Consider the following 9,461-nt stretch of genomic DNA (forward strand, 5'->3'; position numbering starts at 1 on the left):
AGTGTTACCCGTGTTTGATTGGCAACGCTTTTTTCCATTTCAGCAGTTTTCTAAGGACGGAGTGCAAGGCGCTGACCCGAAAGATGTTGAACAATATATCCATCAAATCATGAAAAACGTCTTTGGACCGGGATATACAGGTCAGTTTCCTTTTCGCGATCCTCTCTCTCAAGAATCGCCGGCGGCAAAAGAACATGGTCCGTCAGACGAACACGATCCAATTGATGTCTTTGAAACGACCAGTCATGTATTTGTCAAAATTCCACTTACAAAAGAACAGCTTAACCCATTGAAAATTAAACATACTTCACAAACCCTCATCATGGAAAACTACCCTGAACCAGGGCAGCAGAAAAAGGTGATTCTCCCCTCTCTTGTACGCAGAAAAGGCACCAAAGCCTTGTATAAAGACGGCATCCTGGAAGTCATGTTTTTTAAAAACGAAGACTTCAATCTTTCAGAAATCGACATCACGTTTTAAAAACGGCCCCGCTTGAGATAAGCAGGCTGTTTTTTTCGCCTCCCGAAAAACCGCTCCCTGATTCATATTACCATTTAAGACCGAAGTCTTTCATCTCTTTTGCCTGAGGCAGAAACCATGCCTTTTGTTCGTGACATTTTAGTCAATCCGTATGAATAAATCTATGTCTATTGCCTCTTTCGGCAAAGTCAGTCCGGTTTTATAATGAAAATAATTCTCAATTAAAGGAGGGCTTGTATGAAAAAGAAAATCAGCATGTTGCTCGCGGTGATGTTGATGGTGCTTTGTTTTGCCACACAGGCATCGGCCGCATACAATGACCTGCACAAGGGCTATGCCACTTATACGGGTTCAGGGTATTCAGGCGGCGCTTTGCTGCTTGATCCGATTCCATCCGATATGGAAATCACCGCTTTAAATCCGACAGACCTCAATTATGGCGGTGTAAAAGCGGCTCTCGCCGGAGCATACCTTGAAGTGGAAGGCCCTAAAGGAAAGACGACGGTCTATGTGACCGATCTATATCCGGAAGGTGCTCCCGGGGCGCTCGACCTTTCACCGAACGCTTTTCGAAAGATCGGCGATATGAAAGACGGAAAGATCAATGTGAAATGGCGGGTCGTCAAAGCGCCGATCAAAGGCAATTTCACATACCGGATCAAAGAAGGAAGCAGTCAGTGGTGGGCGGCGATTCAAGTGAGAAACCACAAATATCCCGTTATGAAAATGGAATATTATAAAGACGGAAAATGGGTCAACATGGAGAAAACGGACTACAACCATTTTGTCAGCACCAATTTGGGGACAAGCCCTTTAAAAGTCAGGATCACGGATATCCGCGGAAAAGTCGTAAAAGACACGATTCCGAAACTTCCGGAAAACGGAACGTCCAGTGCATACACTGTATCTGGGAACGTGCAGTTCCCAGACTAATCCTAAACTAAGAGACGGCGGCCAGCTGCGGAAACCCGCAGCTTTCACCGCCGTCTCTTTTTAAGATTTTCATTAGACTGTAAACTTAGCAACCTTTATCGATAGCCGGGCGCTCCTCCGTATGGAGCTCCTGCGGGAACGCCTGCTCCTCCGTAAGGGATTCCTCCCGGTCCGGCTCCGTAATAAGACCCCGCACCAGGCACACCTCCGTAATACGGGTAAGGCGGCGGATAAGCGTACGGTCTAGGGTAGTTAAAAATCGCGCTTCCGAGAAATCCGCCCAGCAATCCGCCGACAAGCGGCGCCCCAAATCCCCAAAACAACGGGGATCTAGCCGGATATCCGGCAGGATTCGATCTCGCGTATCCATAAAGCATGTGAGGGTACATCGGCATTTATCCTCCTTTATGTCTGCCTATAGTCAAGGTATTCATAAAGTCGGAAAACGTTTGGGCTATTCTTCATAAATCCACCGTAATGTTCGTACCATTGACAAACCTGTTGTCCGGATCGGTTAAGTAAAAACACGCCTTAACAATATCAAGGGGCCGGCCCACACTGTTGGAAAAATGCTGCTCACGGTCTTTCGCCCGCAAATCTTCAAAATGCCCGGTCTTAGAACCACCCTGGTGATGCTGTTGACCGCGATCGAATACTCGCCCGGCCATCCTTATCAGTTCCCTTCCGCATCACAATGGTGTTCTGCCCACTTTTGTATCTCGTGCAAAACAGGTTCAAGCGCCGCTCCTTTGCCTGTCAATTGATAGATCACTTTCACAGGCGTCTCCGGCAAAACCTGACGTTCGACGATACCACCCTGCTCCAGTTCTTTTAAACGTTCAGCCAGCATTTTTTGGCTGATCATTGGTATCATTTCCGTTAAATCTTTAAACCGTTTAGGTCCATCCAATAAAACATGGATGATCAGTCCATTCCATCGTTTGCCGAGCAAAGAAAAGGCGGCCTCCATTTTAGGACACATTGTAAACCCCAATTCTCTCACCCCTCCATATCCAGTTGACAAATAGTCTTTGCACCATTAGAATACTGATTGAAGTTACAAAAAGTAAGTTTCTAACTTTTTATCTAACTCTATCATACCACGTTTATCGTAAAGGAGGAAGTCACATGACTTTATCGGAGAATCAAGCGATTCAAGTTTTGACAGAACGCTCATCTATTAAAGAATATGACACAAGCGCCGCCATCTCGAAAGAGGAGCTGACAGAGCTTTTGGAAATTACAACAAAAGCGCCGTCAGCATGGAACCTGCAGCACTGGCACTTTACTGTATTTCACAGCCGGGAATCAAAAGACAAGCTTCTCCCGATTGCCTACAACCAAAAACAAGTCAGCCAGGCATCAGCGGTTGTCGCTGTCTTGGGAGACCTCAAGGCAAACTTAAACGGGGAAGCCGTCTACGGTCCTTTAACAGAAGAAGGGTATATGACCGAAGAAATCAAAGAGACGCTTCTCGGACAGATTAACGGCGCTTACCAAAACAGTGCGTTTGCCAGAGACGCCGCTTTCACCAATGCATCGCTTGCAGCGATGCAGCTGATGATCGCAGCCAAGGCGATGGGCTATGATACGTGTGCCATGGGCGGTTTCGACAAGGAAGCGTTTGTGAAAGAATTCAATATTGATGAACGCTATGTACCGGTCATGCTGATTTCGATTGGAAAACAGGTGAAACCGGCTCACAAAAGCAGCCGCTTTGATGTTTCTGAAGTATCTACATGGCTGTAAACATGTGAAAAACCTTAGTCCCGAAAAAGGGACTAAGGTTTATTTTTATGCTTTGAGATGTGTTTCATACCAGTTTTTTGCCTGTTCAATTTCCCGATGTGTGAGCTGATGTCCGCCCTCTTCCCAATGAAGTTCGACATCCGCCCCGGCGTTTTTGAAATACCCGGCAAGCTCGTCCGACTCCTGGGGCGGACAAAGCGGATCTGTCTGTCCGGCTCCGATAAAAACAGGAATTCCCGCCATATCAGGAAGCTTCCTATTTCTAAGCGGAACCATCGGATGATGCAGCACGGCCCCCTTCAGCACGTGTTCATGGAGAAACAAGAGGCTTGCAGCAATATTGGCGCCGTTTGAATAGCCGAGCGCCACCACTTGATTCCGGTCGAACTCAAGCTCTTCTGCCGCTTGATCGAGAAATGTCTTCAATTCATCCGTTCTTGCGATTAAATCGTTCTCATCAAAAACCCCTTCTCTCAACCGTTTAAAAAAACGGGGCATGCCGTTTTCCAAAACCTTTCCTCTGACTCCGAGCAGATTTGCATGCGGGTCAATCATTCTGCCGATCGGCAAAAGGTCGTGTTCATTCCCTCCGGTTCCGTGCAAAAGCAGCAATGTAACGTCTGATTGCCCTCGCTCAAAAATATGGTTCATTTTATATGTCCCCCTTTTCCCATATTGGAAGAATGCCTTCGATTTGACGGCGGTGCTCTTCAAGCCAGTCCGGGAGCTTCAATGTCGTTCCCAAGTCCTCGAGTTCCTCGTCAACGAGAAAGCCCGGACCGTCTGTCGCCATTTCAAATAATATACCGCCTTTTTCCCTGAAATAAACGGATGTGAAGTATTGGCGGTCAAGAATGTCCGAAGTGGAAAATCCGCTTTCAGGAAGCCGTTTTCTCCACTCTTTTTGTTCTTCGGGATTCGTTCTGAAAGCCACATGGTGAATCGTGCCATATCCGCCGATGCCTCTCACGTTTTCATTCAGCTTGACATCGAGACGGTTTCCGATTGTTCCGTCGGATTCAAGGCGGACATATCCTTTATCTTCACCTTTTTTTTGATAGCCGAATTGCTCTTCCAAAAAGCGGATCGTCGCCTCAGGCCGATAGCTGTTCAATGTTACGCCTTTTATGCCCTTGATCGCATAACGAGCCGGAATGGCAGCCGCTTCCCATGTGCTCTCTGCGCCTTCTTCATCTTCTGTGATGGAAAGCTTGAGCCCTTCCGCATCTTGAAAAAGCAGAACAGCCTCGTTAAAGAGCACTGATTCGCAAGCATTGATACCCCTCTCTTTAAGGCGCTTTATCCAAAAGGAAAGCGCACCCTTAGGCACGGCTAAATCGATCCTTCCCGCCTGTCCGTTTCCAACCATTCCCTGTGAGCTCTGCTGAAATGGGAAGAATGTTAAAATCGTCCCGGGATCACCGGTTTCATTCCCGAAATAAAAATGATAAGTGCCGGGGTCATCAAAATTGACCGTTTTTTTGACGAGCCTTAAACCCAATACCTCCGTATAAAAGGCCAAATTTACTTTTGGATCTTTCGCAAAGGCTGTCACATGGTGAAGTCCTTCTGTTTTCATGATGATTCTCCTTTTATCTCGAATTCAAGATATTAATTATTGTAATGTTATATTATCATTTCCGCAAGGCAGACGTATTGTTTTAATAATTTAAAAAATCATTTTTTTCTAATAATTATCTTGTGATTGAATCTGACAACTGCTATGATAATGAACATTAAAATGCTTCAAGGAGGAAATAAGGTGAATAAACGGTTTTTGATTGCGATTCTTTTCTTCATCCCTTTTATCGGCCAGCTTGTCTTGCTGCCGTTTGTCAACCGGATTGAGCCGGTCATTTTCGGGCTTCCGTTTTTCCACTTTTGGCTCGTATTATGGATCGTCTTGACACCGTTGATTACATTCGTGATTTACAGATTAGAAAAAAGCGGAGGTTATGAATGATGCAGGGAAATTTAACAGCTCTTTTGATAACGGCGGCCATTATCCTGAGCGTTGTCTGTATCGGATTTTTGGCCGGAAGCAACAAACAATCGCGCAAATCGGTTGAAGAATGGTCTGTCGGCGGAAGGCGATTCGGCGGGCTCCTCGTCTGGTTTCTCGTCGGCGCCGACCTCTATACGGCGTATACGTTTTTAGGGCTGACAAGCACGGCATTTACAAGCGGAAGCGCAGCTTTTTTTGCTATTCCTTATTCTGTTCTGGCATATTTTATCGCTTACTTTTTCCTGCCGAAAATATGGCATGTGGCAAAAGAACACCGCTTGACAACCCTTGCTGATTATGCGCGGGAACGATTCAACAGCAAACTCGTGTCATCGCTTGTTGCGATCGTCGGCGTCCTGATGCTGATTCCCTACATCTGTCTTCAGCTCAGCGGAATCCAGGACACGCTGCGGGTCGCGGGAACGAATTTTATTAACGTGAATGCGGTCGTCATCATATCTTTTATACTTGTCGCGCTTTATACGTTTTTCAGCGGTATTAAAGGGCCTACATATACCGCCATTATTAAGGATATTTTAGTTTGGGTGATGATGTTGTTTATGGTCGTTTCTCTGCCGCTCATTCATTTTAACGGCTGGACGCCGATGATTGACAAACTGGCAAGTGAAGCACCGCAAATGCTTACCATCCCTTCCGATGGACCAAGGGGAATTGCCTGGTTTATTACCGCCTCGATCGTTTCCGCCCTCGCCTTATTTATGTGGGCGCACGCGGCAACGGGTGTTTTTACGGCGAACAGCGCTGATGCCCTCAGGAAAAACAGCATGTTTCTCCCATTGTATAATATCGTGCTGATCCTTGTGATCTTCCTTGGATTTATCGCTTTTCTCGTCCTTCCTGAGGACACGAACCCAAGACTTGCTTTGCTTTATTTGATTCAGACGTCCTATGGCGGTGTCACACAAGGATTTGCCTATTCGACGATCGCTCTGGCCAGTCTCATCCCGTGCTCGATTATGGCGATCGGGGCGTCCAATCTGTTTGCCAACAATTTATACCGCGATTTGATTAATCCCCGCGTTTCGGGAAACCGGCTGACGATGATCACGCGTTCGATGGTATTTGTCGTTATCGGTCTTGCGCTGTTATTCGGAATGCTGTTCCCGGCGGCGCTTGTGACGCTTCAGCTTCTCGGGGTATCCGGAATGGTGCAGATTTTCCCGGCCATCGTCATCAGCTTGTTCTGGAGAAACCAGACAAAAGAAGCGACGGTCATCGGTTTGATTATCGGCCTTATCGTGACGTTTACGGTTTATGTGACGAAAACCTCATTCGGCATTTACGAAGGGTTCTGGGGGCTTTTAGCCAATCTCGTCTTTCTCGTGATCCTGAATCCGTTCTTTGTGAAAAATGTGAAGACAAATTCTGTCGTCAGCTTTTTGTTTGATGCAAAGAAAAGCGTGCAAAAAAGCGCCTGAGATCATACAGCAAAACACCCTTGCAGCAAAATGTGCAAGGGTGTTTTTAAGTTATTTTTCTTTTTTCAAAATTTCAATCGCTTTATCAAGCTGTGTATCGTTTTCGGAAAGCTTTTTCTGCAGCTTGTTTGTCAGGCTGATGGTTGTCTCGCCGGTGATGATTCCGGTTGCCTTCAGCTTTTGATCTTTTTGAAACTTTTTCACGGCGGCTGCTGTCTGATCATCGAAGGAGCCGGTCGGTTTTATCGTGTAGCCGAGCGCTTTGAGCATTTGCTGTGCGGCTTTCACTTCGTCTCCTGTGCTGCCTGACTTATACTCTTTTTTGGAGTCGAGGTACGGCAGTTTGGCGTAGCTTGGAAGCTCGGCCTTGTATTGCGGCTTGATCCCTTTTTCATGAATCCAGTCCCCGTTTGGCGTCAGCCATTTGGCAATCGTCAGCTTGACTGTTGATCCGTCGGCGAAGTTTTCCGCGTTTTGCACCGTACCTTTTCCGAACGTTTTTTCACCGACAATCGGAATACCGGAAGACTGATGCAGCGCAGCTGCCATGATTTCAGCGGCGCTCGCCGTTCCTCCGTTGACGAGAACAACGGTCGGCTTGGTCACTTTTCGTTCATTTTCCGCTTTATATACTTCTTTTTTACCGTTTTTCGGTTCAACTTGCAAAATCGTTTTGCCTTTATCAACGAATAGGTTGCTCATTGTAATCGCTTGGTCCATCAGGCCTCCCGGGTTGCCCCTGAGATCCAATACAAAACGGTCCGCCCCTTTTTCGGTGAGGCTGTCAATCGCTTTTGTCAGCTCTTTAGACGTGTTTTCCGAGAAAGACGTAATTTGGATTTCGCCGATATGGCCATCGATCATTTTCGAATAAACCGTTTCAATCGGAATCGTATCACGCTTAATGGTGACATCGATTTGCCCGACGCCTTCCCTGTTTAAGACCAGCTTGACTTCCGTGCCTTTTTTGCCGCGGATCATCGCAACCGCTTCGTTGACAGTTTTGCCTTTGACGCTTTTGCCGTCAACTTTCTGAATTTCGTCATGCGGCTTCAAGCCCGCTTTTTCTGCCGGTGAGCCTTTAATAGGCGCGACGATTAAAATTTGTCCATTTTTCTCTTCCACTTGGGCGCCGATTCCTTCAAAAGAAGAGGTAATGCTTTCTTCAAAACTTGTGGCCTCTTTTTTGTCCATATATGTAGAATACGGATCATCCAAAGCCTCTAGCATCCCTTTGATCGCACCATCTGTCAGCTTTTCATCGTCTGTATTTTGATAATAGTCGCTCTTGATTTTGTCATACGCCGCCATCAGCTTGTCAAATTTATCGCCGTTTGATGCGGAATATACTGTCCCGCCGTTTTCTCTTTGTACGATAAAAAGCGTTAGTGCCGAAGCGGCGACGGCAGTAATCAATACTGCCAAAAAGAGTTTTAACTGCTGTTTCAAACGAACACCACCTTTTCTTCTTACCATATTATCACGGACGAGTCTTTATTCGTCAACTCGCATCCCTTAGGCTAGGAGATTTTTCTGGGTTGTCTTTCCCTGTATATCTAAACGTTTTTTCAATTTTTGCATATGCATACACAAAAGGAGGGATCTTATTTTGAGCGATTATTTAGACATGCTGGCCACTTTCGGCGTCTCAGGCGCCCACCCCGGCGGCATGCGGCTGACAAAAGCGGTGCTTGCCAAAGCCGATATCGATCCGGAGCTGCCGATTCTTGATGCGGGCTGCGGAACCGGGCAGACCGCCGCCTATTTGAGCCACCTTCAGTTTCCAGTTACCGCCCTTGATTCAGATCCGGTCATGATTGAGAAAGCCAAAAAAAGGTTTGCAAAAGAACAGCTCTCCGTCCCGCTTTTTCAGTCCCGCCTCGAGAAAACGCCGTTTCAGGATGAAAGCTTCGCTTGTGTCTTAACAGAATCGGTGCTGAGTTTCACCGATTTCAAAGCGGCCTTAAAAGAAATCCGCCGGCTTCTGATGCCGGGCGGCAAGCTGATCGGCATTGAAGTTTCTCTTTTAAACGGCGGCCTCACAAAAGAGGATAAAAAAGTAATTACGGATTTTTACGGCTTTACCGTTTTATACAATAATGATGAATGGGTCCACGCTCTTCGGAAAGAAGGCTTTTCACAGGTTGAAATCGTTCCCAGCATGTTGGAAGAAACGGTTGACCTTGAAGCCGTTACCGAAATGGATTTGTCGCCTGTGATTTCGGCAAAAGCCTATCATACGATGGAACAGCACCATCAGCTTCTGGCCAAATATCAGCATGATCTCAGCTTTATCGTTTTTATATGCAGTTGATAAAACGGCGCTTCACCTCCTTCTTTCGTCCAACCTTTTCTATCAATATCGTCATAAGCTGAATAGGAATACTAGATGATGGAAGGAGCATGTTTAGTGGAGCGTTACTACAGGTTTTGTAACCAAAATATTGGAAGGGTTGCCAGAATCACTGACAGAAACGGGCGTGTCCATGTCGGCAAAATTGTCCGTGTATCACCGAACAGGGTTTTTATCGCCCCGGCGATCAGAAGAGGCGGCCCCGGATTCGGCTACGGCTTTTACGGAGGCTGGTGGGGATGGGGTCCTGCTTACGGAATTGGTCTCGGTTTAATCGCGGGTATAGCGCTCGCAGGGCTGTTTTTTTGGTAAACGAAAAAGGCCGATACACGTATCGGCCTTCAGGCTGTCGAGAAAATCTCGACAGTCTTTTATTTTTCCCTTAAATCATCCATTTCTTCATTTTATAATAAAGAAAAGGACTTAAAAGGAAGGTGTTTTGCTAATGTTCTACACCAGAAATTCTTCTCAAAACGAAGCCGAATTCGTATTGCTTGATCA

12 protein-coding genes and 1 pseudogene are annotated in these 9,461 nt (G+C 46.5%); 7 read left to right on the forward strand and 6 right to left on the reverse strand.

Annotated elements, in window-relative coordinates; genetic code table 11:
• The first annotated feature begins 10 nt into the window (after window positions 1-10).
• Window positions 11-481, forward strand: a complete 471-nt coding sequence (locus ACINLD_RS06550; RefSeq protein WP_026587485.1) for a hypothetical protein — start codon at window positions 11-13, stop codon at window positions 479-481.
• Between the two features lie 237 nt (window positions 482-718).
• Complete coding sequence (locus ACINLD_RS06555) at window positions 719-1,414, forward strand: expansin EXLX1 family cellulose-binding protein (protein WP_026587486.1); 696 nt, start codon at window positions 719-721, stop codon at window positions 1,412-1,414.
• A gap of 95 nt (window positions 1,415-1,509) precedes the next feature.
• Here ACINLD_RS06555 and ACINLD_RS06560 read toward each other — a convergent pair whose 3' ends face one another.
• The 3 genes and pseudogenes from ACINLD_RS06560 to ACINLD_RS06570 all read right to left on the reverse strand — a co-directional run bounded on the left by ACINLD_RS06560 (window position 1,510) and on the right by ACINLD_RS06570 (window position 2,408).
• Complete coding sequence (locus ACINLD_RS06560) at window positions 1,510-1,803, reverse strand: hypothetical protein (RefSeq protein WP_077736615.1); 294 nt, start codon at window positions 1,801-1,803, stop codon at window positions 1,510-1,512.
• Window positions 1,804-1,875: 72 nt separating this feature from the next.
• Window positions 1,876-2,056 (reverse strand): annotated as a pseudogene (locus ACINLD_RS06565) (3-ketoacyl-ACP reductase); the annotation flags it as partial.
• Between the two features lie 31 nt (window positions 2,057-2,087).
• On the reverse strand, window positions 2,088-2,408 hold the full coding sequence (locus tag ACINLD_RS06570; RefSeq protein WP_026587489.1) for a winged helix-turn-helix transcriptional regulator: 321 nt from the start codon (window positions 2,406-2,408) through the stop codon (window positions 2,088-2,090).
• 134 nt (window positions 2,409-2,542) lie between these two features.
• On the opposite strand from ACINLD_RS06570, the gene ACINLD_RS06575 reads away from it, so the two are divergent.
• Entirely contained in the window at window positions 2,543-3,163 is a 621-nt protein-coding gene (locus ACINLD_RS06575; RefSeq protein WP_026587490.1) for a nitroreductase family protein, read from the forward strand.
• 45 nt (window positions 3,164-3,208) lie between these two features.
• Here ACINLD_RS06575 and ACINLD_RS06580 read toward each other — a convergent pair whose 3' ends face one another.
• Together ACINLD_RS06580 and ACINLD_RS06585 are read right to left on the reverse strand one after the other, a co-directional pair.
• Window positions 3,209-3,814, reverse strand: coding sequence for an alpha/beta hydrolase (locus ACINLD_RS06580; protein ID WP_077736614.1), 606 nt, complete (start codon window positions 3,812-3,814; stop codon window positions 3,209-3,211).
• Window position 3,815: 1 nt separating this feature from the next.
• Window positions 3,816-4,742, reverse strand: a complete 927-nt coding sequence (locus ACINLD_RS06585) for a ring-cleaving dioxygenase (protein WP_077736613.1) — start codon at window positions 4,740-4,742, stop codon at window positions 3,816-3,818.
• A gap of 183 nt (window positions 4,743-4,925) precedes the next feature.
• On the opposite strand from ACINLD_RS06585, the gene ACINLD_RS06590 reads away from it, so the two are divergent.
• Entirely contained in the window at window positions 4,926-5,126 is a 201-nt protein-coding gene (locus ACINLD_RS06590) for a DUF3311 domain-containing protein (RefSeq protein WP_026587493.1), read from the forward strand.
• Window positions 5,126-6,607 carry a sodium:solute symporter gene (locus ACINLD_RS06595; protein WP_026587494.1) on the forward strand — a complete coding sequence of 494 codons (1,482 nt, stop codon included), beginning with the start codon at window positions 5,126-5,128 and terminating at the stop codon, window positions 6,605-6,607. Before ACINLD_RS06590 ends, ACINLD_RS06595 begins: the two co-directional genes overlap by 1 nt.
• Before the next feature lie 51 nt (window positions 6,608-6,658).
• On the opposite strand, the gene ACINLD_RS06600 is transcribed toward ACINLD_RS06595, so the two are convergent.
• Complete coding sequence (locus ACINLD_RS06600; protein ID WP_026587495.1) at window positions 6,659-8,056, reverse strand: S41 family peptidase; 1,398 nt, start codon at window positions 8,054-8,056, stop codon at window positions 6,659-6,661.
• Window positions 8,057-8,216: 160 nt separating this feature from the next.
• Here ACINLD_RS06600 and ACINLD_RS06605 point away from each other — a divergent pair, with 160 nt between their 5' ends.
• Both ACINLD_RS06605 and ACINLD_RS06610 read left to right on the forward strand, forming a co-directional pair.
• On the forward strand, window positions 8,217-8,921 hold the full coding sequence (locus tag ACINLD_RS06605) for a class I SAM-dependent methyltransferase (RefSeq protein WP_026587496.1): 705 nt from the start codon (window positions 8,217-8,219) through the stop codon (window positions 8,919-8,921).
• Between the two features lie 96 nt (window positions 8,922-9,017).
• Window positions 9,018-9,272, forward strand: coding sequence for a hypothetical protein (locus ACINLD_RS06610; protein ID WP_026587497.1), 255 nt, complete (start codon window positions 9,018-9,020; stop codon window positions 9,270-9,272).
• Window positions 9,273-9,461: the final 189 nt, after the last annotated feature.

This window comes from Bacillus sp. z60-11, from assembly GCF_046464135.1.
Taxonomy (GTDB): domain Bacteria; phylum Bacillota; class Bacilli; order Bacillales; family Bacillaceae; genus Bacillus; species Bacillus sonorensis_A.

What these genes read in the sequence shown, in the direction of transcription:
- ACINLD_RS06595 (WP_026587494.1), top strand. Translation starts at nt 5,126, where the DNA reads ATGCAGGGAAATTTAACAGCTCTTTTGATAACGGCGGCCATTATCCTG.
- ACINLD_RS06560 (WP_077736615.1), bottom strand. Translation starts at nt 1,803, where the DNA reads ATGTACCCTCACATGCTTTATGGATACGCGAGATCGAATCCTGCCGGA.
- ACINLD_RS06580 (WP_077736614.1), bottom strand. Translation starts at nt 3,814, where the DNA reads ATGAACCATATTTTTGAGCGAGGGCAATCAGACGTTACATTGCTGCTT.
- ACINLD_RS06585 (WP_077736613.1), bottom strand. Translation starts at nt 4,742, where the DNA reads ATGAAAACAGAAGGACTTCACCATGTGACAGCCTTTGCGAAAGATCCA.
- ACINLD_RS06575 (WP_026587490.1), top strand. Translation starts at nt 2,543, where the DNA reads ATGACTTTATCGGAGAATCAAGCGATTCAAGTTTTGACAGAACGCTCA.
- ACINLD_RS06555 (WP_026587486.1), top strand. Translation starts at nt 719, where the DNA reads ATGAAAAAGAAAATCAGCATGTTGCTCGCGGTGATGTTGATGGTGCTT.